At 69.6% G+C, this 25,850-nt stretch carries 17 protein-coding genes and 4 pseudogenes; 15 read left to right on the top strand and 6 right to left on the bottom strand.

What is annotated here, in order from left to right:
- Window positions 1–369: 369 nt before the first annotated feature.
- The gene (locus tag ACZ4Z5_RS28115) at window positions 370–1,599 is read left to right on the top strand and encodes a glycosyltransferase (RefSeq protein ID WP_468267745.1); all 1,230 of its coding nucleotides are present in this window, start codon (window positions 370–372) and stop codon (window positions 1,597–1,599) included.
- 119 nt (window positions 1,600–1,718) lie between these two features.
- Here ACZ4Z5_RS28115 and ACZ4Z5_RS28110 read toward each other — a convergent pair.
- Window positions 1,719–2,266: pseudogene (locus ACZ4Z5_RS28110) on the bottom strand (GTP-binding protein); the annotation flags it as partial.
- Here ACZ4Z5_RS28110 and ACZ4Z5_RS28105 point away from each other — a divergent pair.
- Window positions 2,266–3,081 (top strand): annotated as a pseudogene (locus ACZ4Z5_RS28105) (pyridoxal-phosphate dependent enzyme); the annotation flags it as partial. The pseudogenes ACZ4Z5_RS28110 and ACZ4Z5_RS28105 overlap by 1 nt on opposite strands.
- Window positions 3,078–3,431: a hypothetical protein gene (locus tag ACZ4Z5_RS28100; protein WP_468267574.1), complete on the top strand. Its 354-nt coding sequence runs from the start codon at window positions 3,078–3,080 to the stop codon at window positions 3,429–3,431. The pseudogene ACZ4Z5_RS28105 and the gene ACZ4Z5_RS28100, both read left to right, overlap by 4 nt.
- Window positions 3,432–3,598: 167 nt before the next feature.
- Here the strand turns inward: ACZ4Z5_RS28100 and ACZ4Z5_RS28095 are convergent, their stop codons facing one another.
- Both ACZ4Z5_RS28095 and ACZ4Z5_RS28090 read right to left on the bottom strand, forming a co-directional pair.
- On the bottom strand, window positions 3,599–4,333 hold the full coding sequence (locus ACZ4Z5_RS28095; protein WP_468267572.1) for a TIGR03943 family putative permease subunit: 735 nt from the start codon (window positions 4,331–4,333) through the stop codon (window positions 3,599–3,601).
- A complete protein-coding gene (locus ACZ4Z5_RS28090) occupies window positions 4,330–5,337 on the bottom strand; it encodes a permease (RefSeq protein ID WP_468267570.1) in 1,008 nt (335 codons plus the stop codon). The genes ACZ4Z5_RS28095 and ACZ4Z5_RS28090 overlap by 4 nt, the downstream gene beginning before the upstream one ends.
- 671 nt (window positions 5,338–6,008) lie before the next feature.
- Between ACZ4Z5_RS28090 and ACZ4Z5_RS28085 the strand changes: the two genes are divergently transcribed.
- From ACZ4Z5_RS28085 to ACZ4Z5_RS28070, 4 genes are all read left to right on the top strand, one after another.
- A complete protein-coding gene (locus tag ACZ4Z5_RS28085) occupies window positions 6,009–6,380 on the top strand; it encodes a hypothetical protein (RefSeq protein WP_468267568.1) in 372 nt (123 codons plus the stop codon).
- On the top strand, window positions 6,377–10,585 hold the full coding sequence (locus ACZ4Z5_RS28080; protein ID WP_468267566.1) for a tetratricopeptide repeat protein: 4,209 nt from the start codon (window positions 6,377–6,379) through the stop codon (window positions 10,583–10,585). The genes ACZ4Z5_RS28085 and ACZ4Z5_RS28080 overlap by 4 nt, the downstream gene beginning before the upstream one ends.
- A gap of 431 nt (window positions 10,586–11,016) precedes the next feature.
- Window positions 11,017–12,396, top strand: coding sequence for a type I glutamate--ammonia ligase (locus tag ACZ4Z5_RS28075; protein ID WP_468267742.1), 1,380 nt, complete (start codon window positions 11,017–11,019; stop codon window positions 12,394–12,396).
- The gene (locus tag ACZ4Z5_RS28070; protein ID WP_468267564.1) at window positions 12,396–13,556 is read left to right on the top strand and encodes an amidohydrolase family protein; all 1,161 of its coding nucleotides are present in this window, start codon (window positions 12,396–12,398) and stop codon (window positions 13,554–13,556) included. The genes ACZ4Z5_RS28075 and ACZ4Z5_RS28070 overlap by 1 nt, the downstream gene beginning before the upstream one ends.
- 569 nt (window positions 13,557–14,125) lie before the next feature.
- On the opposite strand, the gene ACZ4Z5_RS28065 is transcribed toward ACZ4Z5_RS28070, so the two are convergent.
- Complete coding sequence (locus ACZ4Z5_RS28065) at window positions 14,126–14,476, bottom strand: hypothetical protein (protein WP_468267562.1); 351 nt, start codon at window positions 14,474–14,476, stop codon at window positions 14,126–14,128.
- Window positions 14,440–14,766, bottom strand: a pseudogene (locus tag ACZ4Z5_RS28060) (nitrate reductase); the annotation flags it as partial. The gene ACZ4Z5_RS28065 and the pseudogene ACZ4Z5_RS28060, both read right to left, overlap by 37 nt.
- Before the next feature lie 893 nt (window positions 14,767–15,659).
- On the opposite strand from ACZ4Z5_RS28060, the gene ACZ4Z5_RS28055 reads away from it, so the two are divergent.
- The 5 genes from ACZ4Z5_RS28055 (at window position 15,660) to ACZ4Z5_RS28035 (ending at window position 21,220) form a co-directional block, all read left to right on the top strand.
- Entirely contained in the window at window positions 15,660–16,658 is a 999-nt protein-coding gene (locus tag ACZ4Z5_RS28055; protein ID WP_468267560.1) for a CinA family protein, read from the top strand.
- A gap of 317 nt (window positions 16,659–16,975) precedes the next feature.
- On the top strand, window positions 16,976–18,160 hold the full coding sequence (locus ACZ4Z5_RS28050) for a zinc-dependent alcohol dehydrogenase (protein WP_468267558.1): 1,185 nt from the start codon (window positions 16,976–16,978) through the stop codon (window positions 18,158–18,160).
- A 93-nt stretch (window positions 18,161–18,253) separates the two neighbouring features.
- A complete protein-coding gene (locus tag ACZ4Z5_RS28045; RefSeq protein ID WP_468267556.1) occupies window positions 18,254–18,988 on the top strand; it encodes a UdgX family uracil-DNA binding protein in 735 nt (244 codons plus the stop codon).
- Window positions 18,989–19,140: 152 nt separating this feature from the next.
- The gene (locus ACZ4Z5_RS28040) at window positions 19,141–20,391 is read left to right on the top strand and encodes a hypothetical protein (protein ID WP_468267554.1); all 1,251 of its coding nucleotides are present in this window, start codon (window positions 19,141–19,143) and stop codon (window positions 20,389–20,391) included.
- Between the two features lie 61 nt (window positions 20,392–20,452).
- Window positions 20,453–21,220, top strand: a complete 768-nt coding sequence (locus ACZ4Z5_RS28035) for an NPP1 family protein (RefSeq protein WP_468267552.1) — start codon at window positions 20,453–20,455, stop codon at window positions 21,218–21,220.
- A 128-nt stretch (window positions 21,221–21,348) separates the two neighbouring features.
- Here ACZ4Z5_RS28035 and ACZ4Z5_RS28030 read toward each other — a convergent pair.
- Window positions 21,349–21,737, bottom strand: a pseudogene (locus ACZ4Z5_RS28030) (GNAT family N-acetyltransferase); the annotation flags it as partial.
- Between the two features lie 740 nt (window positions 21,738–22,477).
- Between ACZ4Z5_RS28030 and ACZ4Z5_RS28025 the strand changes: the two are divergent.
- The 3 genes from ACZ4Z5_RS28025 to sbnB all read left to right on the top strand — a co-directional run bounded on the left by ACZ4Z5_RS28025 (window position 22,478) and on the right by sbnB (window position 25,847).
- Window positions 22,478–22,981, top strand: a complete 504-nt coding sequence (locus ACZ4Z5_RS28025; protein ID WP_468267550.1) for an NUDIX domain-containing protein — start codon at window positions 22,478–22,480, stop codon at window positions 22,979–22,981.
- An 896-nt stretch (window positions 22,982–23,877) separates the two neighbouring features.
- Window positions 23,878–24,831 carry a 2,3-diaminopropionate biosynthesis protein SbnA gene (gene sbnA, locus ACZ4Z5_RS28020; protein ID WP_468267548.1) on the top strand — a complete coding sequence of 318 codons (954 nt, stop codon included), beginning with the start codon at window positions 23,878–23,880 and terminating at the stop codon, window positions 24,829–24,831.
- Window positions 24,832–24,845: 14 nt separating this feature from the next.
- The gene (gene sbnB / locus ACZ4Z5_RS28015) at window positions 24,846–25,847 is read left to right on the top strand and encodes a 2,3-diaminopropionate biosynthesis protein SbnB (RefSeq protein WP_468267546.1); all 1,002 of its coding nucleotides are present in this window, start codon (window positions 24,846–24,848) and stop codon (window positions 25,845–25,847) included.
- The last annotated feature ends 3 nt before the right edge of the window (window positions 25,848–25,850 follow it).

The following is a 25,850-nucleotide window of genomic DNA, read 5'->3' as shown; positions in this document are numbered from 1 at the left end:
TTGCGACGAGGTTGCGATCCTCGACTGCCCGGAAGGCGACCGCGACGCCGCGCCCCGCGGACGCCGCCGGGTCGCCCTGGGCGACCCTCCGACGACCAGCTGCACCGACGCCTTCGGGCTCACGCCCGCGGAGTGCACAGCTCGTCGGAGATCCTCCTGGGCCGACGGCACCGCCGTACGCAGAGGGCCGCCGCTTCGCAAGGAGGTCGTCCGTCAACAGCGGACGACAAAAGGCGAAGGCAAGGAGGTTACCCACTCCTTGTCATGCTCAACGTATAGCGCACCAGGGGGCTTGCGGCAAGACCCCCGGCGTGCCCCAGAATCGCCGGCGAACCCAGAACCTACGGAAACGGGTGTCGCGAAGTGCGTGTGTTGTTGTCGACGTATGGGTCGCGCGGGGACGTCGAACCGCTGGTGGGACTCGCGGTGCGGTTGCGGGAACTCGGCGCGGAGGTGCGGGTGTGCGTGCCGCCGGACGAGGACTTCGCGCGGCGGTTGGACGGTGTGGGCGTGCCGCTGGTGCCGGTCAGCCGGTCGGCGCGGGCGTGGACGAAGGAGGCGCCGCCGGCCTCGGGCCTGCCGCAGCGCGCAGCCGAGGTCATCGCCGGGCTGTTCGATGCGGTACCCGCGGCGGCCAAGGGATGCGACGTGCTGGTGGCGACAGGGATGATGCCGGCCGCGGCCGGTGCTCTGTCGGTGGCCGAGATGCTGGGCATCCGGTCTGTGTCCGTGACCTTCCAGCAGCTCACCCTGCCGGCGCCGCACCGTCGGCCACTGGCGTATGCGGGGCGGCCGTTCCCACCGGAGGTGACCGACAAGCGCGTGCTGTGGGATCTGGACGCCCAGAGCATCGACGCGCTGTTCGGCGAGGCGCTCAACACGAACCGTGCGGCGGCCGGTCTGCCCCCGGTGAAGCACGTCCGCGACTACGTCATCGGCGACCAGCCATGGCTGGCGACGGATCCGATCCTGGACCCGTGGCGGGAGACACCCGACCTCGACGTCGTTCAGACCGGCGCGTGGATCCTGCCGGACGAACGCCCGCTCCCGACCGAGTTGGTGGCGTTCCTGGACGCCGACGCGCCACCGGTGTACGTGGGCTTCGGCAGCATGCCGATGCACACCTCGAAGGACGTCGCCCAGGTGGCCATCGAGGCGGTCCGCGCGCAGGGGCACCGCGTCGTCATCGGGCGCGGCTGGGCGGACCTGGCGCTGATCGACGGCCAAGAGGACTGCTTCGCCGTCGGCGAGGTCAACCATCAGGCACTGTTCGACCGGGTAGCCGCTGTCGTGCACCATGGCGGCGCGGGTACGACGACGACGGCCGCCCGGGTCGGCGCCCCCCAGGTAGTGGTCCCCCAGTTGGCAGATCAGCCTTACTGGGCCGGCCGGGTGGCCGGGTTGGGCATCGGCGCGGCGCACGACGGTCCAACTCCGACCTTCGAGTCCCTGTCGGCCGCGCTGAGGACGGCCCTGACACCCGAGACCCGCGCACAAGCGACCGCCGTGGCCGACACGATCCGCACCAACGGGACGACCGTGGCCGCGAAGCTGCTGCTCGACACGGTCAGCCGAGGAAAGCTGACAACGTCCGCGTGAACCACGCGGGATCGTCGAGCCAGGAAGGTTGTCCAGTGCCGCCGCACCGAACTCCACGACGCCTTCATCTCCTTCGCCTACAACGCCATCTGCTGGCGACGCCTCAAAGACCCCCAGGGGTCCGCCGCCCGGGCGCCCGAGGGTTCGAAGCGGGCTACGGAGCCGGCCTGCGACCACAGTCCGGTCACGTGGGGGCGGCTCGCCAGCCAGAAGAAGCCTTGAAGCGCAGGATCTGCCCGAAGCTTCCGCTGTCGAGTCTCTCGGTGACGAACGTCCACAGGCGGCCCGGATGGAACGGCACCGCGGAGCGGAAGACCGTGCTGGAGATGCCGTACTCCTCGGTCTCCGGGACGTGATCGCCGTTGAGTTCCATGACCCAGCCCGGGGCCTGCCGCGCGCGCTCCAGATCGAAGAGGCCGGTGCCGAGCACATCGCCGAGGTCCACGCGCCCGCGCGTGGCGGCCACGGTCCCGGCCACCGGGTTGAGACGTGTCAGGGCTGCCCGGAGCCGGCCGGCGGCCTCCGCATCGACGAGGTAGAGCTTGTTGAGCACGATCACATCGGCGAACTCGATCCGGTCCATCAGCAGGTCGCTGACGGTGCGTTCGTCGACCTCGTACTGGTCGAGTCCTCGCTCGGCGAGCCCGTCCCCGCCAGCCAGTGGAGGGGCATCCGATCGTGCTGGTCGGCGACACCGAGCTGGAGCCCTCGATGCGACAGCTGCTGCGCGCGTACGGTGCCCGGCTGGAGCTGGTCGACCGTCCGGCTGCCGAGGGCGGCTGGCAGGCCGCCCGGCTGGCCCGGATGCGTGCACTGCTGACATCGCTGCCAGGCACCTACTGGCCCGATCAGTACAACAACCCGGACAGCATCGCCGGTTACGCCTCCCTCGCCGCCGAGCTGGCCGTACAGCTCGACCACCTGGACGTGCTGGTGTGCAGCGTCGGCACCGGCGGCCACAGCGCCGGTGTCGTCGGCCCACTGCGCCGTCACTGGCCGGGGCTCCGGCTCATCGGCGTGGACGCCACCGGCTCGACGATCTTCGGCCAGCCGGCCAGACCGCGTCTGATGCGCGGCCTGGGCAGCAGCATCCATCCGCGCAACGTCGCCTACGACGCGTTCGACGAAGTCCACTGGGTCGGGCCGGCGGAGGCCGCGGACGCCTGCCGACGGCTGGCCGTCGGCAACTTCGTCAGTGGCGGACGGAGCACCGGAGCCGTGGCGCTGGTGGCCGCTTGGGCCGCCCGTGTCCACCCGGGAGCCGTCGTCGCCACCGTCTTCCCCGACGGGCCGCACCGCTACCTCTCCACCGTCTACGCCGATGACTTCACCGCCACACACGGTCTCGACCTGGCCACCGCCGCCACTCGCCCGGTCGAGATCCCGCACCCGAGGGCCGTGGAGGCCAGCGGATGGGCGCGGTGCAGCGCCGTCACCGACCCGCTGGACGGCCGAACCCCGCATCTGGAAGAGAGTCCGTGAAGGCCCGTCAGCGTACTGTACGCCTCGAACTCGCCGAGCCACTGCGCATATCCCGCTCGGCCATGGCGGCCCGCGAGGCCATCCGGCTGTCCATCGAACTCGACACGGTCACCCGGCGCGGCCTCCTGAACACGCTCGCCGTCCTGCTGCGCGACCGACTCGAACTGGCCCTGGTCGTGATCACCCACGAACTCGACACCGCAGCGGCCGCCGCCCGGATCGCCGTACTGGACGCCGGCGAGCTCATCGAGCAGGGACCGGCGCAGCAGGTACTCACCGCGCCGCGGCACGGGTTCACCACTGCAATCGTGCCAGGCTCGGCGCGCCCGGCAGCAGATACACCTCCCTGACGGCCGGCCATCGTAGAAGGAGGCCGTGGAAGCTCTCTCCCCTTGCCGCGTCTCCGAAGATCTGGACCTGACCATCCGGTGCAGCAGCCGCCGGTGGCGCGCCTCCCCGGAAGTTCGCCTTGGCGCACCCATATCGGCTCCTCAGGCCGATGACTCACTCGCCCTCTTCAGTCTCCATACTGGTTGGGAGGGGCGGGGACCGGCCTGACCTGGCTGATGTTGATGAACGGAATGGCGCCGTCGTTGACGGGGTCTTTGGTCTGTTTGCTGGTGTAGGTGCCGGTGATTTCGACCCAGGTGTCGGGCTGCAGGATGGGCGGAATCCGTCCGGTCAGGCCGATCTTGACCGGTTGAGCGTCGGCGGCGCAGCAGTTGAGAACCATGCGGGTGAGGTAGGGCGCACCGCTGCGGTCGAGTGCGATGAAGCCGGTCATTTTGACGCGCCGGTCGCCGAGGGTGCGTCCGTGGTCGTAGGCGGCGCGGCCGGCGTAGTCGACGACGTCAAGCTTCAAGGGGTCGTCGGCGGGGAGAGTGGGGAAGCCCGGGGGTTCTTGCAGGGCCGTGCCGGTGTGCATGGCGCTGTAGGAGCCCAGTGCGGGTGGGGCGACCAGGATGAGGGCGAACAGGGGCAGGAGCAGGAGCCAGGAGATCCGTGGTTCGCGGTGGGCATGGCCGCGCCGGTCGTCTGGCTCACGCTCGGGCTGGTCCTCCTGGACCGCGCGCGGCCGTCGTAGTTCGTACCACACGGTGGCCACGGCGGTGACGATCAGGACGATGCCGGCCACGAGCAGCAACGGGCGCAGCCCGGCCTTGACGTAGCGCAGGTAGAGGTCGGTAAGGCCGGCGCGCAGCACCGCCCCGCCGACGAGGAACAGGACGGCTGCTTGCGCCTGCCGGTTCACAGCAGCACCGCCCCGACCAGGGCCGACATCAGGACGGCCAGGGTGAAGGTGGCGGGGGCGAAGCGCAGCGCGAACCCGCGGCCGAACGCGGCGGCCTGCATGGCGAACAGTTTCAGGTCGATCATGGGGCCGACGACGAGGAACGCCAGCCGGGCGGTGAGCGAGAACTGGGAGAGGGACGCGGCCACGAACGCGTCGGCCTCGGAGCAGATCGACAACACCACCGCAAGCACCGCCAGGGCGAGGATCGACACCAGCGGGTTGTTGGCCGCGGTGTGCAGCCAACCGGCCGGTACCACGGCCTTGAGCGTGGCCGCGGCCATCGCGCCGACGACGAGGAAGCCGCCTGCGTGCATCACGTCATGCCGTACGGATCCCCAGAGCGCCGCCCCCTTACCGAGGCCCTCGAGCGACGGATGGGCTGGTGGGCGCAGCCAGTCGGTGCGGCCCAGCCGTTGCCACAACCAGCCCATGGCGCACGCCACGAGCAGACTCGCCACGAACCGGGCGAGGACCATGCGCGGGTTGCCGGGAAACGCGACGGCGGTGGCGGTCAGCACGATCGGGTTGATCGCCGGGGCGGACAGCAGGAACGCCAACGCCGCAGCGGGGGTGACGCCCCTGCGTACCAGCGCCCCGGCCACCGGCACGGAGGCGCACTCGCAGCCGGGCAGGACCGCCCCGGCCATCCCGGCTACCGGCACCGCCAGGGCAGGCTGTCTCGGCAGCGCGCGGGCAAAGAACGATGATGGGACGAACACTGCGATGATCGCCGACAGCAGCACGCCGAGCACGAGAAAGGGCAGGGCCTGGACGACCACCGCGACGAACACGGTCATCCAGCTCTGCATCACCGGCGCGGACAGCGCCCGGCGGATCGGCCCCTGTAGCCCAACCACCAGAAGCAGCAGCATCGTCAGCACGAGGGATGAGTTGAACTGCCAACCCTGCGCATCGTCCGCCTCGCGGCAGTCAACCCGCGCCGGGGCTGCTTTGATGGTCATGGGTGAGGTACCTCCGGTACGGAAGGGCTTCGTGGGTTCGGTTCCCCTCCACCTTCAGTACGCCGGTTCCGGCACAACTGCTCACTCTCGCAACCGCCCCTGCCTGGCCTTGCAAAGCCAAACCCCTGGACGAGAGGTACCTTCGCAACGCCTCCGCCGAGCAGGCCGGACGGCACCTGAAGGCTTGCGGGTTCGCTCCGGTGCCGGTATGCGGTGACGCGGCCGTGGGCTGGGACGACGGCGGCCCGTACGACGGATCCTCGCGACATTCTCCGTCGGCCACGTCCCGGCCGCATGGCTGGGGCAGGCCAGGCCCGGCGCCACGATTGTCACCCCCTGGTCGTCGGCCTGGTGCGTGTACGGAAGGCTCGCGCTCGGCGTCGGCCCGGACGGAACCGCCGAGGGGCTGTTCCACGACTTCGCGTCGTACATTGCGCGGACCTGCTGAAACGGTCCTCATGTCGTGGGGAAGTCCCATGTCGAGGCGTGAAGACTTCCGATGAGCCTCCCGGACACCGCGCTTCCGACTGGGCAACATCCGGTCAGGTCCTTGCGATGGGCACTTCGCCGTTTTGCTTCCCCGCCGGCTGAGGAGCCGGAAGTATGACCACATGACGGGGAGGACGAAAGTCGTTGTTACAGCGGTGGCGGTGCTATGTGGCCTGACTGCGGTGGGGCTGACGGTCGTGGCGCTGATGGTGGATCTGGACACCGCCGACCGGACTGCGAGCGTCATCGGGGCGGTCGTCGGGCTCGCCGGGCTGGTGGTGTCCCTCTTCAGCCTGCACCGCACTGAAGCCGACAGCCCGGTGGAGGCGAGCGGAGCCCGCTCGATCGCGGTCAGGGGCAGCATCGCTTACGCAGCCACCGGTGATCGACGTCAAGGTGCGCGGCCTGTGGATCCCGCCGCCGCGTCGCCCGTCCCCTCGGGCGACGCAGGCCGAGAGCCGGCCGGGGCGGTGCGGTCGCCGGGCGAGCGCAGCATCGCCGTCGACGGGAACGTCGGCTTCGCCGACACCGGCAACGAGGGAGACGCGGCATGACCGCACGGTGGAGGAACCTGCTGCGGCCTGCCGCCGTCCAGGCCACCGGAGAGGGCGCCGTGGCGATCGACGGTGACGTCTTCGCCGTCGTTACCGGCGACAACAACACGCTGACCTTCCATGCTTCGGGTCCGGACCTGCGGCAGAGGTGGCTGGAATGGGACGATCTGGTCGGCAGGACCCGAACGCCCCGGTCCCCGTCGGCCCTGCTGGAGGCACACCGTGCGGTGGTCCCCTTCCGTGGCCGCGCGGATCTGCTGGAGGAGTTGGCGGCTTGGTGTGCCGAGCCGGGATTCGGCGTGCACCTGGTGTACGGGCCGGGCGGGCAGGGCAAGACTCGGCTCGCCCGCCGTTTCACCGACGAGCTGGTTCGAAAAGAGTGGAACGTCCTCTGGCTCGGCCAGCACGCCGCGGTCGCCGACCTGACGGCGCTCAGCAGCCCGCCCGGCCCGGTGGTCGTGGTCGTCGACTACGCGGAAGCGCGCCCGGACCAGCTGCTCGCCCTGCTGCGCGCGGCCCTGCGCAGCCCGGACACGACACCGTTCAAGGTGTTGCTGCTGGCCCGGACCGCCGACGACTGGTGGCTGGAGTTGCAGGACCGCGCCCGCATCGAGGATCTGTACGCGGTGCGGGGCACGCTCTTGCCGCCGCTGGAGCCGCACGCCGCCGATCGTGTCGACGCCTATCGCCAGGCCGTCGATGCACTGGCCGCCGCCCTGCCGCAGGTGCCGGGGCAAAAGGGCCCCGACTGGACGGCCCTGGCGGCGCGCGTGCTGGCCCTGCCCGCGCACCGGTTACAACGCCCGGGTATGGACTGTGCGCTCACCCTGCACATGACCGCGCTCGCCGACCTGCTGGACGCAGCGGTGGAAGCCGTCGACGAAGGCGATGACCGCCCGTCGCCATCCCCCGGCCCCGGTTCGGCGGAGGAGCGATTGCTGAGCCACGAACGGGTCTACTGGCGGGCTGCCAGCGAGGCGTCGGGTGTGAGCCTGGCCAAGACCGAGGTTGCGCTTACCGCCGTCTTCCTCTGCGGCGCGCACGACCACCAGGGGGCGCGCGCCCTTCTCGCCCGGGTGCCGGGCCTGGAACATCACAGCCCGGACACCCTCGATGCCCTCCGCGAACGAATCGCCCAGCTGTATCCGCCGCCCGACCGGACGCAGGTATGGGGCAGCCTCCACCCGGACCGGCTCGCCGAGTTCTTCGTAGGGGCGCTTCTGGGCAGCGCACCCGAGCTGTCCGAACGGCTGCTGGACGGTGCCGGCGAGGCCCAGGCCACTCGCCTGCTGACTGTCTCCGCACGCGCCGCCGGCCACCCTGCCCACCGCGGCCGTCTGGACGCAGGCCTCACGCACCTGTGTGTCCGGTACGCCGACACGCTGGCCACGGCGGCCATCGACGTGGCCGTCCATGTGGAACGGCCGGACCCACTGCTGGCAGCCCTGTACCAGCTGGCCGACGCACCTGACCCGGATTCCACGCAGTTGCTCCGGCTCGCCGGACACCTGCCGCGCCCCACCCACCGGTTGGCGGGCTTCGCACTGCACCTGACACGGCGGCTGGTGGGGCTGCACCGGGACTGGGCCGCACAGGACCCGGCGCGTCTGCCCGATCTCGCCGGACAACTGCGTCTGCTGTGCTGCCGACTCGGTGACGCAGGCCTGTGGACGGAGGCGTACCAGGTGGCCCGTGAATTGCTACGACTGCTCAGGCCCCTCGCCCGCCAGGACCCGCGCACCTACGAAGTGCAGCTCGCCGCGTGCTTGCTGAACATCTCCGTGGCCCTGGGGGCGTCGGGGCGGCGCGAGGCGGCGGCATTCCCCGCTCACCAGGCTGTCCGGCTCTACCGGCGGATCGGCCAGTGGGACGATGGAGCGTCCCTGCCCGAACTGGCGCACGCCCTGAACGCCGTCTCCAATACCGAAGGGGAACTCGGACGGCTGCCGGCGTCCCTGGCCGCGAGCCAGGAGGCCATCGCGGTACGCCGGCACCTCGTCGACCAGCACGGCGACGCCTTCCGGCCCGATCTGGCGGCCGCGCTGAACAATCAGGCGATCCGTCTGCAGCAGACCGGCCGCGTGCACGAGGCGCTCTGTGAGGCCCGCAAGGCCGCGAAGCTGTACCGCGCCCTGGCACAGCAACACCCGGACGCCCACCGGGCCGGTTTGGCCATGAGCCTGGGCACACTGTCCTCGTGTCTGCGTGGCGCCGGTCGGCACACAGAGGCACTGCGGTGCGCCGAGGAGTCCGCGGACATCCGGCGCGAGCTGGCGCGCGAGAGCCCCGCCGCCTCCCTGGCCGCCCTGGCCCGCAGCCTGAACGCCCTCGCGATCGACCTCGAGGAGATGGGACACCAGGACAGGGCCCTGGCGACGGCCGAGGACGCCGTAGGCCTCTACCGGAACCTCGCCCACCGCGATCTGACAGCCTACGCTGAGCCGTTGGCCATGAGTCTGAACACCCTGGCATGCCAGTTGGAGAAGGCGGGCCGGATCCCGCAGGCCCTGGCAGCCGCTCAGGAGTCCGTGGACCTGTACCGGCCCATCGCGGCGAAGTACCCAAGTGCGCACCGGGCCGACCTCGCCATGGCGCTGAACACGCTCGCCGACGAGCTGGCGCAGGCGGACCGCGGCCACGAGGCACTCGAGGCCGCCCGGGAGGCCGTGAGCCTCTACCGAACCCTGGCCGACCAACACCCGCGGCCCCATCTCGTCGCATTGAGCACGGCGTTGAACACGTACGGTCTGCATCTCAAGGCTCTCGACCACCTTGCCGAGGCCCTGGATGCGTTCGACGAAGCAATCGGGATCAGCCGCCGCGCAACGCCCGCACCCCCGGCCGACGCCGCTCTTGGAACACTCGCCACAGCGCTGGCGAACAAGGCGGTGTGCCTGTCCGACCTGCACCGGCCAAAAGATGCACTGCACACCGTCGAGGAGTCGGTGACCGTCTACCGGGAGCTGATGCGCAAAGAACCGGAAGCCTGCGCCCCGCGGCTCGTCACGGCCCTGTCCATCCGTCACCTGCTCCTCGTCGTCCTGGGACGTACCGACGAGGTGCCGGACGCGGTACAGGAGACGCTACGGGTCCGGACAACCCTGGTGCGGCGGGATCCCACGGCCCACCTGACGCGCTACTGCGAAGAACTGACCCTGCTCGGTGTCACTTTCACACGTCTGGGACGTTACGGCGAGGCAGCGGGGCCACTGGGCAGGGCGGCGGCCGTCCACCGGGAGCTGGCGGCCGAGGACACGCGGTACCGGCCGGTGCTGGCCCAGGCCCTGCTGACTCTGACGTACGTGCTGACGCAGGCGGGCCGCCACGGCGAGGCGTTGCCGGTCGCCGAAGAGGCGGTCAAGGTCTGGGGCCACACCCCTCCCGCAGATGCGGCCCACCGGTCCCTGCTCGTCGGTGCCCTGTGCGCGCTCGGCACCCAGCAACACATCCACGGGCAGCCCGAGGCCGAGGACATACTGCGCTCGGCCGCCGACATGGCCGCAGACCTGCCCGACGACACGCTGGGCCTGGTGCGCCAGCGGCTGCAGAGCGCGGCGATGACCGTCCTCGGCATGCACCTGGCAGAGACCAACCGGCCGGAGCCGGGCCTGCGTCTCCTCGCACGTGCCGCAGACGTGCCCCTGGGTACCGGTGTGGAGGCACAGTGCGCTCGAGCGGGCCTGCTGGTCGTCTATGGCCACCACCTCGCCACCGGCGCCGCCGATCATGAGGCGGCCCTCGCGGTGACCCGAGACGCCGTGCGCGTCCAAGAGGACCTCACCGCGCAGGACCCGACGGTCCACGAGCGCGAGCTGGCCCGGGCACTGGCCCACCTCGGCCTGCGTCTGACCGAGACCGGCCGGCACGAGGGGGCCGCACAAGCCACCGGCCGGGCGGTCGCCCTGAGCCGTCGGCTGGTGGCCACGGACCCCACCGCACACCGACTGGACCTCGCTGTCTCGCTGTACGCGCAGGCCCGAGCCGACTGGCAGGCCGGGAATGCGGAGGCGCGAGCCCGGGAGCACATCACCGAAGCCCTCACCATCCTGCGCGCCTTGGCCGAGCAGACCCCCGGGCTGGTCACCGCTTACCTCAAGGACGCGGAGCAGACGTACGACAGAATGCACCGACCCGGCCGTCGCCGCATGCCACGGCGCGACCGGTCGCAGCCACCTGACGTGCAGCATTCCCGGCTCACGAGATAGACCGGCTCCCCGGTCGGCGAACGTCACTCCTTCGCGGGCGATTGCCTCGACCTGTTCGAGCGTGAGGGCTGGCATGGATACGACCGGACGCAGGGCGATCGCCGCCCGTCCTGGCTGCTTGCGGCCGGCAGCCAAAGACAGCGTCGCCCCCGACGTACGTCGACGCCTCGAACCACTCCATGCCCTGACATCGGGGCGCCGTCCAGGGGCGACCTGGTCGAGCACGACGTCGTGCACGGCCACGTGAGCTGTGCGGGTCGCTGAGAGCCGGCGGAGCGGCGTCGACGCGGCCGGTCCGGCGGAAAACGACCGCGCTGGGACACCGAAAGGCGTGCCCCGGGTAGACGGTGATCGTGAACAGAGAACCCGACTTCCAGCACGGCGCCTCCGCCATCGCGTCCGCAGCCGAGACCGGGACGCCCGGCGACCCCATGCCCGGCGGGCGGCCGGGGGACGTCGAGCGGGCCAGCGCACTCGGCGCGGGGCTTACCGAGCGCGGGGTGCACGGCGTCGTCCTGGCGTACGTCGACACCGCCGGCATCAGCCGGGTGAAGACCGTCCCGGTCGCCCGGCTCGCCTCCGCGGTGGCGTGGGGCGTCGGCATGTCCCCCGTCTTCGACACCTTCCTGGCGGACGACTCGACCGTGACGACAGACGTCCTGGGCTCGCCGGACGGCGACCTACGCCTCTATCCCGACCTCGACCGCCTCGTCGCGCTGGCCGGACAGCCGGGCTGGGCGTGGGCACCGGTGGACCGGATCACCCAGGACGGCGAACCCCATCCCGCTTGCAGCCGCACCGCCCTCCGACGAATCGTCACCGAAGCCGCCGAACGGTACGGCATCGACTTCAGGGCCGCCGTCGAGATCGAGTGGGCCTTCGGCCACGCCACGGCCGACAACGACTTCACCCCCGCCTGCTCGGGTCCCGCGTACGGCGCCATCCGTCAGGTCGAGCTCGGAGACTGCACCGCCGGCCTGATGGCCGCGCTCGCGGCTCAGGGCGTGGACGTGGATCAGATCCACCCCGAGTACGCATCCGGCCAGTTCGAGGTGTCGGTGGGCGCGCTCGACCCGGTGGCCGCCGCAGACCGCAGCGTCCTGGTGCGGCAGACGATCAGGGCGGTGGCGCAGCGGCACGGCCTGCGTGTGTCGTTCTCGCCGGCCGTCGTCGCCGAGGAGGTCGGCAACGGCGGCCACGTACATCTCTCCGCCTGGCGCGACGGTGTCAACCTGCATGCCGGGGGCGACCGGCGGTACGGCATGACCGCCGAGGCGGAAGCGTTCGCCGCGGGTGTGCTCGCGCACCTGCCCGCTCTCACAGCGGTCACCGCGCCGAGCCCGGCCAGCCATCTGCGGCTCAGGCCTTCCCAATGGGCCGGCGCCTTCACCGCCTGGGGGCACGAGACCCGTGAGTGCGCGCTGCGCGTCATCACTGGCACGGTGGGGGCACGGGACCGCACGGCGAACCTGGAGGTGAAGCCGGTCGACCTGGCCGCCAACCCGTACCTCGCTCTGGGCTGCCTCATCGCCGCCGGCCTGGACGGCGTCGAATCGGCCGCCGTCCTGCCGGAGGAGACCACCGGCGATCCCGCCCGTCTGCCGGAGGCCGAGGCGGCCGCACGTGGCATCCACCGCCTGCCGACGTCGGTGGAGGATGCCGTCGCGGAATTCCGCAAGGACACCCTGCTGCGTGCCGCCCTGGGCGGGGTCCTCGCCGACGCCGTCATCGCGGTACGCCTCGGGGAGGCCGCGGCGGTCGCCGGGAGGGACGACGGCGAGATCGCGGCGGCCTACCGGTGGCGGTACTGATGCAGGGAGCGTCCGGCACCGGAGCGCTCTTCGACACCCTGTCGGATCTGGCACTCGTCGACCACCACTGCCACGGCGTCGCCACCGCCGATCTGAGCCCCGAGCACTTCGAGTCCCTCATCACCGAAGGCGACGCCTGGCCCGGAAGCGGGATCACGCCCTTCGACAGCCCCGTCGGCGTGGCGATCCGCCGGCACTGCGCCCCTCTCCTCGATCTGCCCCGGCACGCACCCGCCACGGACTACACGTCCCGCAGGGCGGAGCTGGGATGGCGAGAGGTCAACCGCAGGTTCCTCACACGCGCGGGCACCGACGTGTTCTGCGTCGACACCGGGTACGCCCCGGAAGGCCTGACCACCCCCGCGGAGCTCGCCGCGACGGCCGGCGGAACGGCGACCGGGCTGCACGTCGTCCGGCTGGAAGACGTCGCCGAGTCCGTGGCGGCCGGGGGCGTGGAACCGGACGAATATGCTGCGGCGTTCACCGCCGCGCTGGGGGAGACCGTCGACCGGACGAACGCCGTCGCTGTGAAATCGGTGGCCGCCTACCGCACCGGCTTCGACCTCGACCCGCGCCGCCCGGACGGCGAAGACGTCACCCGCGCCGCGCAACGGTGGCTGACCGGCACCGGCACACGGCTCGATGACCCCGTGCTGATGCGTCACCTGCTATGGTCAGCCGTCGTCTTGGGCCTTCCGCTGCAGCTGCACACGGGCTTCGGGGACAGCGACATCCGGCTGCACAAGGCGGACCCCACCCATCTCACCGACTGGCTCCACCTGACCGCCGGCACCGTCCCCGTGCTGCTTCTGCACTGCTGGCCCTACCAGCGCCAAGCCGCCTTTCTCGCCACGGTGTTCGAGCAGGTGCACCTCGACGTCGGCCTGACCCTGCACTACGTCGGGCCGTCCCGCGCGCGGGCCATCCTTGAAGAGGCCTTGGAGATCACCCCGTTCCGCAAGCTGCTGTACAGCTCCGACGCCTACGGGGCGGCCGAGTTCTACCACCTTGGCTCGATGGCCTTCCGGCATGGCCTGGCCTCGCTGCTCCAGGACCGCGTGAACCAGGACGAGCTCTGCCTGTCGGACGCGCTCCGCATCGCCACGTGGACCGGGCGAGACAACGCCCGCCGGGTCTACCGGCTCTCCGAGCCGGGCTGATCTGCGCGGCCCGGCCCGTGATCGCCGTCGGTTTCCCTGCGAGGGGATCGGCACCTGCTCGCTGCCCGTGGCCACCAGGGGCGAATGCTCGACGATCGGGTCGCGCACCAGGCTGCCGAAGGGGCCACGACCACTGTCGCGCTGGCAAGCCCGCGATGGCGAGGCCGTCCGGCTGGACGCCTCTGCGATGTTCTCCGGTCGGAGCGCGGCCGATCGGAGCTCACGGCCGACCGGTCGCGGGGATGAGTGGACCGAGATCGCGCGCAGTGGTGGAGCGGAAGGGGGCGGACACGGTGGAATCGGCTGCCAAGTCGCAACCAGCGCCGTGACCGGCAGCGGCTCGCCACCGTGGAGGAGCTTCTCAGCGGACACCTTCTCTTGGTCGAAAACCCATCAACCAGGGGCTTCACCCGTCCGTCAGGCCAACTGCACGGCAGGTTGGTAAGGGCTCACTGTCTCTCACGTGTGACGCGCTGCCGCCATAACCCACCATCGTCTGGTCAACAGCCGCGGCGACCTCCGGCTGTTGAGAAAGGCCTCCTTCCTACTCGTGAACGGCCACGAGCTCGTCAGGCCAGCAGTTCTAGGACGGCTTCCTCGACGGCGCCTTGCGTGGCCGGCAGCCCGGGTCGGGAGCTGGCGCCCAGGTCGGCGGCCTTGATCACGGCCTTGCCGTCCGGGTTGAGGGAGCGGTACTCGATGACGTCATCGGCCGCGCCGGTGATCAGGTCTTTCCCGTAGGACTCGCAGACGTCAGGGTGTGCCCACCGAACACCGTTGGTGTGGAGACGTTCGGTCCCGTCCGGGGCCTGTTCGTTGCACGGCCACTGGATGCCGCTCCCGCCGCGGAGCCTTTCGTAGGTCAGGCCGGTGTAGTCGCAGGGCCGTCCGTGTAGAAGCCGATGGAACCAGGGCCACACTCCTCCAGCAGAGTCTGGGAGCGGGCCACCGCGCGATCCCTCGCGGTGTCCCAGTCACACTCGACGAAACGCCCGCCCTCACGGACGAGAGGCCGGGTCAGACGGTCCGGCGAGGCATTGGCCTCCCACGCGAACAACTCCTTCGGCCCAAGCCGACCGCGATTCACACGGTCCTGCGCCCGGCCCCGCACACCCACCATGCGTCCGTCGATGGTGGCGATGTCCATCGCGTCCCCGTCGGAATGCAGGATCGAGGCTGTCTGCACCCATCGCTCGGTCACGGTGCGCATGTGGTGGTTACTGAGCGTTGTCCTGCCCAATCGCACGGGGACGTCGGCGAGCCAGAGTCGGAGAGAAGGTCCTCAAGGGCCTTCCACGACTCGGAGAGCTGCCCGATTGTGATCGTTCTCGGTTCGTTGGGCACGTCGTAGAGTTCATCGCCCGGCACGGACCAGAAGTGGTCGTGTTCGAGCGTCCCTGCACTGTCGGCTGACGCTTCGATGTGTGGAAGGGCGAGGTCAAAGGCACGCCGAAGCTGATCAAGCGGGATCTGCAGAGGTTCGCTGTCCATGCGCTTGTTTTGTCGGTCAGAGGGCGTAGGACCGAGGTGAGGAGTTCGGCACTGCCCAGGACCCGGCCAGGAGCGGGAGCGGCCACCGCGTGATCATCGGGGGTTGTGTGGACTCCTGACGATCGTGCGGTGGCCGCGGCCGTAGCGTCGACCCTGCCCGATGGCGGGCGTTGTTCGACCAGGCCGTGGCCCGGATCGCGGGCCGGTTCGGCCGGGTGGAACCGCGGGCAACCGCGCGCGTACCTGCTCGAGCGTCGCCACACCGGGCTCCCGCCCTCATCGAAGCTCCATGTGATCACCTTGTGGCGCTGGAGGACGTGCTGAAACGGGGCTCACCGAGAGGTGGGAGGCACTCTTGGGGAGGAGCCGGAGGCCTGGCCCGACCACATGGCGGCCTCTGCGATCTGCGCCTGGGTCAGACCTGACTCCATGGCCAGCCCATACAGGCTGAGACCGTGGGAGTGATTGGCGAGGACTCGTTCGATCTTCCCAGCCCAGAGCTCGGCCTCGGAGTACGGCCGCTCGCTGCTCCGCTTGATCAGGTCTGTGAGGTGCTCGGGTGAGCACGCCACAAGGAGTCGCTCACCGTCGAGGCTGGGATCTTCCGGATGGATGAAGGATGAGTCCCGTGCACGCGTGCAAAGCCCCTGGTCTCCCAGGACGGGCTCACCGCACAGGTGGCATCGCCCCGCTGGTTTCTCCTCAGGCTGGCTGGTGTCCACACAAGCTTGTTTACACCAGGTCAGGCCGGTCGGCCTGCGCGCTGATCTCTGTGCAGCGGCCCAGTGCTCGACGGACACTGTGAGTGAAGGCCGCCACGGACGTTTCCGCGCCGCCACGCGAGGCAGCGGACCGGTAGACCGCCCCGGTAAGTGTGACGCTGGCGGGTGGGTATCCAAGCTGGTCCATGTCTTCAGCGATGAACACCCCCCTTCAGTAGCAGACGGCACACCGAAGTCGCCTCACGATAAGGATCTGTCGTCCATACGGCCCAATTCACGTTGGGCCCCGCCGGCCGCCGGTCGAGGGCTCGATCGGGTGGAGCGGCTCGCGCGTCGGTCGCACGCGCTCTGGACGCTACTGGGCACACGGTCGCGGTCGCCTCGTCCCTCACCGCTGGCCGCGGCTGGCGCCGCGCTCGCGGAAGCTCCGGGAGCTTCACGGACGTTCCGCGGTGGGGTGATCGCCTACCAGACCGAGGTAAAGGCTGCCGTGCTCGGTGTCGACCGCTCCTTGTTGAACACCGAAAGGACCGTCCACCCCGATGTGGCGGTGCAGACAACCGAGGGTGTCCGGCGGCTCATGGGCCTCGTACGGCCTGGCCACCACCGGAGTCGCCGGCCCGGACACCCAGGACGGGGATCGGATCGGAACCCTGTTCGTTGCCCTCGGCGGGTCGCACGGGGACGGTCGTGGCCGAGCCGACGCAGGCAGGAGACCATGGACCGTGAGGCGATCCAGCGGACGGCGGTCGTCGCGGCACTGGAACTGCTCCGCGAGCACCTTCGCCCGCCGCAGGAGGAGCGGTGGAGACCAGCCAGCGTGTCCCGTCACAGCTCGGGTAGCCGATCTCTGCCGGGAGAAAACCTCTGCGGAAGGCGGTTGACATGACCGGCAACGCATCGCACGGCACGAAGGGATCCGGCGGACTCCGGGTCGTCGTCATCGGCGCGACCTGGCAACGTAGGGACGAAAGTCGTCCAGGCCCTGGCCGAAGGCCCCCGTGTGGCGTCGGCCCTCGGCATCGCCCGCCGGGTGCCGGGCTGGCAGCCCGGGGCGGGGTCGTCCTTTCCCCACGACGGCTCACGCCTGTCGCCGCACGAGCTCAAGCCACATAGCAGTCGGCCCGGATCCGAGGAACGGCGTACGCACGACCAGGACAACGGCGCCTTCGGCAGCGGATCGCTCGGCGGCTGAGCGGAGGAACCATGCGTGCACTGACATGGCACGGAAAGCGTGACGTCCGGGTCGAGACCGTGCCCGACCCGATCCTGAAGGAACCTTCGGATGTGATCGTCCGGATCACGTCCACCGGGATCTGCGGCTCCGACCTACACCTCTACGAAGTGATGGGCCCGTACCTCGATCCGGGCGACATCCTCGGCCACGAGCCGATGGGCATCGTCGAAGAGGTGGGCGCCGAGGTGACCGCACTCACCGTCGGCGACCGGGTCGTTGTTCCGTTCAACATCTCCTGCGGCCGGTGCTTCATGTGTGACCGGGGGCTGCAGTCGCAGTGCGAGACGACGCAGGTCAAGGAGCGGGGCATGGGAGCCTCGTTGTTCGGCTACACCAAGCTCTACGGCCAGGTACCCGGCGGTCAGGCCGAGTTCCTGCGGGTCCCGTTCGCCGACACCTTGCCCGTCAAGGTCCCCCACGGCCCGCCCGACGAACGTTACGTCTTCCTCTCGGACGTGCTCCCCACCGCATGGCAAGCGGTCGAGTATGCAGCCCTTCCCCCGGAGGGCACCCTCACCGTCCTCGGACTCGGTCCGATCGGCGAGATGGCTGCGCGTATCGCCCTGCACCGCGGTGCCCGCACGGTCATCGGTGTGGACCTCGTGGCCGAACGACTCGGACGGGCGAACTCACGCGGAGTGACCACGCTCGACCTGCGCAGCCACGGCAAGGACCTGGCGGAGACGGTCCGGGGGCTGACGGACGGGCGTGGCACTGACGGCGTGATCGACGCGGTCGGAATGGAGGCCCACGGGGCCCCGGTGGCCAAGGCTGCCCACTGGGCGATAGGACTACTGCCCGACCCGGTAGCCCAACGCCTCATGGAACATGCAGGTCTCGACCGGCTCAGCGCCCTCTACACGGCCATCGAACTCGTGCGCCGGGGCGGCACGGTGTCAGTCGTCGGTGTGTACGGAGGCACCGCCGACCCCCTGCCGCTGATGACCCTGTTCGACAAACAGATCCAACTGCGGATGGGCCAGGCCAACGTCAGGCACTGGGTCGACGACATCCTTCCCCTCCTCAACGACCAGGACCCCCTCGGAGTCGAGACCTTCGCCACCCACAAACTTCCCCTGGAGCAGGGCCCTCAGGCCTACAAAACTTTCCAGGCCAAGGAAGACGGCATGATCAAAACGCTGTTGAAGCCCTGATGGCGCGCGAAACGACGCAGCAGGAGCGGCCGAGGAAGCCACCCATGGGCCCGGGCCATCAGGGCGCCGTGCTCGTGAAGGAAAGGAGTCGTCATGGTCCGTACGGCTGATGACGTAGCGGAACAGGCGTACGACGCCACACCGTTCCTGCCCGACCGACGGGCGGGGCTTCCGGGCCTGCGGAAGGCCGCGGCCGCATGCCGGGGCTGCCCCCTCCACGAGGATGCCACCCAGACCGTGTTCGGGGAGGGAAACCGCTCCGCGCGCGTCCTGATCGTCGGGGAGCAACCGGGCGACCAGGAGGACCGCCAGGGCCGCCCGTTCGTCGGTCCGGCCGGCAAGGTCCTGGCGCGTGCGCTGCAGGACGCGGGGATCGACCCGCGACAGACCTACGTCACCAACGCGGTCAAGCACTTCAAGTTCACGACCCTCCAAGGCCGCAAGCGCCGCATCCACAAGGCACCGACCCTGAGAGAGATGACAGCATGCAGGCCATGGCTCATGGCCGAGCTGAAGGTAGTCGCCCCGGAGGTGGTGGTGGTGCTCGGGTCGACGGCGGGCAAGGCGCTCCTGGGGCCGTCCTTTCGGGTAGGCGAACAGCGAGGCGCCCTACTGCCCTGGCCATCACGCCACGATCACGATGGTTCTGAAGCGTTCGCCGGGGGATTGGTGGCGACGATTCACCCATCCGCCGTTCTTCGCGCCGACGACCGCGACTCCGCCTACCAGGGCCTCGTAGCGGACCTACGCGTGGTCGTCGAGGTTCTGGAGCACTCCCCCGATGAGCCCGGCGGCCAGGGACGGCCTCCCACGAAATCCGAGACGTGACCGCCGCCGGACCGGCCCCGGTCCGCCGCATCGCCTCGGCCAGACGTCGGGACGCCGGCGACGACCTCGCCCCCTCGACTCGCCGTGCGCAGGCTGCAGGCGGACATCCGGTGGAGACCTCGTCGTGCTGATGGCAAGGTGAGGCTCATGCCGTGCCCGTCGTCGAGCAACTCCTCCATGAACTGCACGCATCGCTCACACTGCGCAAGCGCCCGGAGGATGTGGCCCGGCTCATCCAGGATCTCTACTCCGCGCAGGGAACCGACCTGGATGTCGCGACCGAGTCGGCGCTCGCCAAGGCCTCCGAGCACTCACTGCACAACCTCTGGCACGGCTATACCTCCATGCTGGAGGAGTTCGCCCGTCCGGTCGGTGCACAACGCCAGCTCGCCCGAGCGGCATGCCTGTTCCCGAGCGTGCCTGACCTACCGGGCAGCGCCGGGGACGACCCCGCCCGCATCGAGGCGGTGATCCGGCGAGCGGGTGAGGAGATCGGCCGCTCGTACGGGCAGAACGACTTCGGCATGGACCGCCTCAACCGCGCCGAGCGCACCTCGGCGGGCCTCGGCGAGATCTCCAAACGCCAGTACAACAAGCGCTTCCGACTGCTCCGCCGGATGGAAACCAAGCGGGCCCGGATCATCCACGAGCAGCGACGCCGCGAAGTGACCATGACCGGCAAGGGCGCGTTCGCCCACGTCCTGCCGTACGACCTGTTCACCACGGACCCGGACACGGCGGCCTTCAGCGCCTACGTCACGCGCGCGGCTACATGCGCAGTGTCTTCACCAACGGTCGCCAGCGTCACGTCTACGACGAGGTCGCCGCGGCCCTGTTCCAGCGTCTGCGGATCCAGCCCGAGCGGACTTGCTGGTAACACGTGCACCCGACGGCCGAGGTGCTGGCCCGTGGTCAGACCAGGACCTCACACAGCTGCTGGTGCGATGGAACCGTTTCCTGCGCCGGGTCGCCGAACTGCTGGAGGATGCTTGGAACCGGCATCCGCTGGACCGCGACACGATGATCGTGCGCCGTGGCAACGACTCGTCCATGTGGAATCAGGCCGCACAAGCATGGAACACGGCCCGCGCCCACTGGTTCGCGCTGCCCTGCGGGCAGGTTTCACCCGCGATGAGCGCAGGAACGGCGAGGACGGGACACGACTCGTCTGGTACACCCGGAGGCTGCACATCGATACTCCTCGACCGCCGTGTCGCCATCCAGGCTGGCGGTGTTCGGCAAGCGGCACGACCGACTTCGGCCCGAACAGCGTGCCGAAGGAGGGCTGCCCGGGGCGCGCGGGAAGCGTAGGTGGCTCGCTCGGCGGGCTCCGTCCCCCTTCCTGGTCCACTCTTCATCACATAATCACCTCACTCCTCTTGGCATTTCAGCCAAGGACCTGAAAGCTGTGGCGGACATGCCAATGGATCGGGTACCCCACACCGCGGTCTCCAGGAGGACTTGGTGCAGCAGCGCTCCAGAATTCGCAGGGCTTCGCTCACCCTCGCCGGCGCGTTCGCGCTGGTGCTCACCGTTCCGAACACTGCTTTCGCCGCGCCGCCGCCCGCCCTGCCGGCCAACGCGGACGCGCTCGATCAGACGTTCCAGCCGGCCTTCGACTACGACACCGACGGCTGCTACTCGACGCCGGCCATCGGTCCCGACGGCACCATCAACCCCGGCCTGAGGCCCACCGGAGCGCTCAACGGCAACTGCCGGGACGCATCGGACCTCGTCAACACCAACGGCTACTCACGAGCCAAGTGCAACAACGGCTGGTGCGCCATCATCTACGGGCTCTACTTCGAGAAGGACCAGGCGATTCCCGGCATCAGCCTCGGCGGACACCGCCACGACTGGGAGCACGTCGTGGTCTGGGTGCAGGACAACCAGGCGAGGTACGTCGCCACCTCCGCCCACGGGGACTTCGACATCTACCCGCGGGACCGGATCCGCTGGGACGGCACGCATCCGAAGGTCGTATACCACAAGGACGGTGTGAGCACCCACTGCTTCCGCCCCGCCAACTCCAACGACGAACCACCGGAGAACCACCAGCGCACCTGGCAGTTCCCCAAGCTCGTCGGCTGGAACGGCTACCCGGCGGGCCTGCGCGACAAGCTCTCCCAGGCCGACTTCGGCAGCGCTCACTTCGGGCTCAAGGACGGCAGTTTCGCGAGTCACCTTGCCAAGGCCAAGCCGGCCGGCATCCCGTTCGACCCCCATGCGTGACCGTTACTCGAGAGTCTGTACGTGATCGCCTCTTCCTCGGCCCGGGGGTCGGCGGGGGCGAACGCCACGCCACCGCCGCGGCCCGGGCCTGGAAGACGGCGCTCGACGGTCGTCGTCGACCAGTCGGCTCACCTGGCGTCCGGTTGCTCAGTGCTCGTGTGGCACTGAACCCTGAGCAGCTCGCCATCCCGGTCGAGCATCGCGTGCACGACGGAGTCCCGCCACTTGCCGGCCTTGAGGACGTGCTCGCGGATACGGCCTTCTTCGGTCAGGCCCGTCGCTGTCATCGTCCTTGCAGATGCCTCGTTCAGCGGTGGACGGGCTCCCCAGATGCGATGAAGGCCGAAGTCCTCGAAGCCGAGGGCAAGAAGAAGGCGTACTGTCTCGAGCCCGTAGCCGACCCCCATGCGGCCGGGCGGAGCGCGAAGCCGAAGGTGGCCGCGCGCTGCTGCTGTGGATCGAGCGCGATCCGGCCGAAGCCGATCGCTTCGTGGGTGTCTTGCTCTACGACGGCGAGCCGGCCGTGCAGGCACTGCTGGCAGACGAGTGCGCACGGGCGCGGGCGGGCGGCCTTGGTGGCAGCGGCGGATGGAGTGGACGTGGCGGTGCCAGGGCTGCGACGGGGTGACTCTGGTGATGACGGAGCTGATGGGCCCCCAGTTGGCGGCTTTCGAGCGAGCCGGGGTACACGCGTTGCGGCGGGACGTGGGGTGCGGAACGCTGGCACCTCTGTGGATTCTCATCCGGGCCCGTCGCGTCCGGGACGTCCGCGTCGCTTGACGGTTCCCGTACGCCTGGCGTGCCAAAGCGGAGGATCAGCCCCTCACGTTCCTGAGCGAGGGTGAGCTGAGCCCGTACTGGTTCGCCGTGCACCGGCAACGTCAGTTGACCGATTGGTGTCGTATCAGCCGTGACGAGGCCAAGGCGACGGGCGTTCTCAGTGCATCAGTACCAGTCGTGCGCTCGTTCGGAGGACGGCGTGAATCCCACGGTCACAACCGCAGGCGACCAACCGCAGGCCTCGAACCCTCTGGTCCCGTTTCCTGCCCCCAAGTGGACACCGCTCGACACGGCCCTGGCGGGCGGCCAAGGGCGCGCAGCGGGCCGGCCCCATGGGGAGGCGGGCGGGGTCACCTTGTGCGGGCCGTACCCCGGCGATGGTTTCGCAGCTCTGCGCGAGGGGCTCGGTTGCGCCTCGCCCCAGCCCTCGCTGATGCGGATGGTCTTTCTCCCGGTCCAGGTCGGCGGCAGCGCGTCATGAGCACGGAGTGGCTGCCGCCGGAGCAGTTCGCCGCGACGCTGCCGAAGGCGTCTGTCTTCGGTGCCGTGTTCTTCACGGATCAGGACGATCGCCCCGTCCAACTGCGCGCCACCTACTCCAGCATCCATCCGTGGCAGTGGCCGGGCGGGGTGGCGGAGGCGGGCGAGCGGCCGTGGGAGACCGCGGTCCGCGAGTGCCGGGAGGAGACCGGGCTGGTGGTGCCGGGGCCGCCGCGGCTGCTGGCGGCGGTGTTCGGGCTGCCGGGGAAGGACTGGCCGCTGAGCACGGTCGGGTTCGTCTTCGACGGCGGCCGCCTCACGGCCGACCAGGTCGCCGGTTTCGTCCTGGACCCGGACGAGCACGACGAGGTCCGCTCCTTGACGGTGCCTGAGTGGGCGGCGCTCATGCCAGGCCGGGACCACGCGCGGCTGGAGGCCGTCATGACCGCCCGTCGTACGGGCACACCTGTGTATTTCGACAGCTGGGACTGGGAGGCGTAGGCGGGCATCGTCCAGGTGCGCGACCCCCCGCGTGGCATCGATCCTGGTTGCTGACGAACCCTCTCCTGCCGGCGACGCAGCCGCTCCCTCCCGATGGTGGCATCGGGCTGTGGCTGGAATCCTCAGTCCTGCGCTGCTCCCTTGAAGCCACTGCACTCGGTGCGTTCGTTGCCCTGAGACACCGTGTACTGGGAGGTTCACACGCGGATCGGTGGTGAACTGCCCTTGCATTGCTGGTGGTTACGCCTCCCTGACGGAACCGATCGGCGGGATGTGACGTGGTCTCCCCCGCCTCATCGCGGACAGGCGCCACTCGACGACTCCGGGCCACGGCCGGGACGCCACGGGCGGGAAGTTGACGGGGCGGCGGCCGAGGCGACGTGTGCGGGAGCCGGACGGACGCTTCACACCGGGCGACTCCCACCGAGTGGACCGCGAACGACTCCGGAGCAACGGGCACTTCGGGCCGACACCAGGGCCGCGGGAGTGGCGGCCGTACCCAGGTCCGGCGGGGGGGGAAGCGCACGTCCGCCGCCTCCCGCACTCCTTCGTGGAGGACCTGCACGACCGGAATCCCTCTCCCCCACATCTCCCGCCACGAACACGCGCATTCGGAGTTCAAGGCACCATTCGGAATGTTTAATTCTTAACGTCTCGGTGCGGGAAAAATTGTCTTGGACGAGCGGCATGTGGTTGTGTCATTATTCAAATGCCGCGGTCTCGGGGGACACCTAGGCGGTGAACGGGGGATACGACCTTCTGCATCCATGCGCGCCATCCATGCGCATTCATCACACCCATGGGCTCTCGCGTTCCGGCGTGATGCCGCGCGTCTGCGTGCCCGCAAAGAACATGTTGGGACTTCAGTGATAGCGGAAGAAGTTTACGATCTGGTATTGGACGACTTATTCATCCGGGCGGATCATCTGGTGCCCGGAAGCACCGTCTTTCTCAAACTCGAAGGCCTCAATCCGGCAGGTTCGGTCAAGCTCAAGACAGCCATCGCACTGGTCACCCAGGCGGAAGAATCAGGGCACGGGTTCCCGGGCACGCGGCTCATCGAATCGAGCTCGGGAAACCTCGGTGTGGCCCTCGCCATGGTCTGCGCGTCCAAGGGTTATCGCCTGACGTGTGTGACCGATCCCAATGCCAACGCCCAGTCGGTACGACTGATGGAGGCGCTGGGCGCGGAGGTCGTCGTGATCGACGTCCGGGACGGCAACGGAGGTTATCTGCAGTCCCGTATCGACTACATCCACGACCGGGTCCGACGTGAACCGGGTACCTACTGGCTGAACCAGTACGCGAACCCGGCCGGCCCCCGGGCGCACCGCGAGCGTACGGGCCGCTCGGTCCTCGACAAGATCGGTCACGTCGACTACGTCTTCGTCGGAGCGGGGACGACCGGAACGCTGATGGGCTGCGCGGAGTTCTTCAGGCAGCACAGCCCGGCCACCCGGATCATCGCCGTCGACTCCGTGGGATCCGTTTCCTTCGGCGGGCCGCCGGCTCGCCGTCACATTCCAGGACTGGGCACCAGCAGACGCCCGGAGATACTCGACGAGGACATGGTCGACGAAGTCGTCATCGTTCCCGAGGCGGACGCCGTGAGAATGTGCCGGATACTCGCCGAGGAACGCGGTCTGCTCCTCGGTGGATCCAGCGGCACGGTGCTTTCCGCGGTCCAGGAAAAGGCCAAGGAGATTCCCTGCGGCAGCGTCGTGGTGGCCATCTCTCCGGACTTCGGAGAGCGCTACCTGGAGACCATCTACAACGACGCCTGGGTGGCGGATCGATGGCCCGAGCTCATCGACCGAGACGTCCCGGACATATCCCAGATACCTGCCTGAGGAGAGGTGTGTTCATGTTCGATTTCGATGTGGTCGCGGGCGAGACCGTCCGCGACGTGCTCAGTGACAAACGCTCCGAAGTGCTCGACATCGTGAGCCAGGCGTACCGGAGTCACGAGGCGGGCGACAGCGTCAACCCCGACAGCTACTTCCTCCGGTTCCCCGAGAAGCCCGACTCCCGGATCATCGCGCTGCCCGCATATCTGGGCGCCGACGTCCAGCTCGCGGGCATCAAGTGGATCGCCAGCTTCCCGAGGAACACGGAGGCCGGGAATCCCCGTGCCTCGGCCGTGCTCGTCCTCAACGACTACGAGACCGGCTACCCGGTCGCATGCCTCGAGGCGGCGAACATCAGCGCCGCCCGGACCGCCGCGTCCGCCGCTCTCGCAGCGAGGACGCTGCGTCCGGCGGGCTTCGAGGGCACGCGTATCGGGATCGTCGGCGGTGGCGTCATCGCCCGCAACATCTGCGACTATCTGGAGGCCGCCGGCTGCACGCCGGATTCGTACGTCGTGCACGACCTCCACCAGGGGTCCGGCGAGGCCCTCGTCGGCCACCTGCGTACCTCCCTGGGACGCAGCGCGTCGTTCACGCCCGATCTGGGCACGGCGCTGGAGGCGGACACCGTGGTCTTCGCCACGACGGCGCTGGAGCCGTACGTCACCACACCGTTCAAGCCGGGCCAGCTCGTACTGAACATCTCGCTGCGCGACCTCGCGCCCGAGGTGCTGCTCGATGCGGACAACATCCTCGACGACGTCGAGCACTGCCTGAAGGCCAACACCTCGCCCCATTTGGCCGAGCAGGCGACCGGCTCACGCGACTTCGTGACCGGCACCCTGGCCGGAGTCCTGAACGGCGAGGTGTCCCTGTCCGCGAACCGGCCGGTGGTCTTCTCCCCGTTCGGCCTCGGGGTCCTCGACCTCGCTGTCGGAGCGTACGTCCTGGAGCAGGCCCGTGCCGCGGGGTCGGCCATCGCGATCCCCAACTTCTTCGGGGAGACGCGCCGATGGTGACGA

This window comes from Streptomyces sp. NPDC030222, assembly GCF_055573115.1.
This window is presented reverse-complemented; position numbering and strand designations above follow the sequence as displayed.

Bases quoted from the DNA above. Each gene is read 5' to 3' on its own strand.
- ACZ4Z5_RS28090 (WP_468267570.1), bottom strand. From the start codon at position 5,337: ATGACCATCAAAGCAGCCCCGGCGCGGGTTGACTGCCGCGAGGCGGAC.
- ACZ4Z5_RS28080 (WP_468267566.1), top strand. From the start codon at position 6,377: ATGACCGCACGGTGGAGGAACCTGCTGCGGCCTGCCGCCGTCCAGGCC.
- ACZ4Z5_RS28075 (WP_468267742.1), top strand. From the start codon at position 11,017: ATGCCCGGCGGGCGGCCGGGGGACGTCGAGCGGGCCAGCGCACTCGGC.
- ACZ4Z5_RS28070 (WP_468267564.1), top strand. From the start codon at position 12,396: ATGCAGGGAGCGTCCGGCACCGGAGCGCTCTTCGACACCCTGTCGGAT.
- ACZ4Z5_RS28055 (WP_468267560.1), top strand. From the start codon at position 15,660: ATGAAGGATGAGTCCCGTGCACGCGTGCAAAGCCCCTGGTCTCCCAGG.
- ACZ4Z5_RS28050 (WP_468267558.1), top strand. From the start codon at position 16,976: ATGCGTGCACTGACATGGCACGGAAAGCGTGACGTCCGGGTCGAGACC.
- ACZ4Z5_RS28045 (WP_468267556.1), top strand. From the start codon at position 18,254: ATGGTCCGTACGGCTGATGACGTAGCGGAACAGGCGTACGACGCCACA.
- ACZ4Z5_RS28025 (WP_468267550.1), top strand. From the start codon at position 22,478: ATGAGCACGGAGTGGCTGCCGCCGGAGCAGTTCGCCGCGACGCTGCCG.
- sbnB (WP_468267546.1), top strand. From the start codon at position 24,846: ATGTTCGATTTCGATGTGGTCGCGGGCGAGACCGTCCGCGACGTGCTC.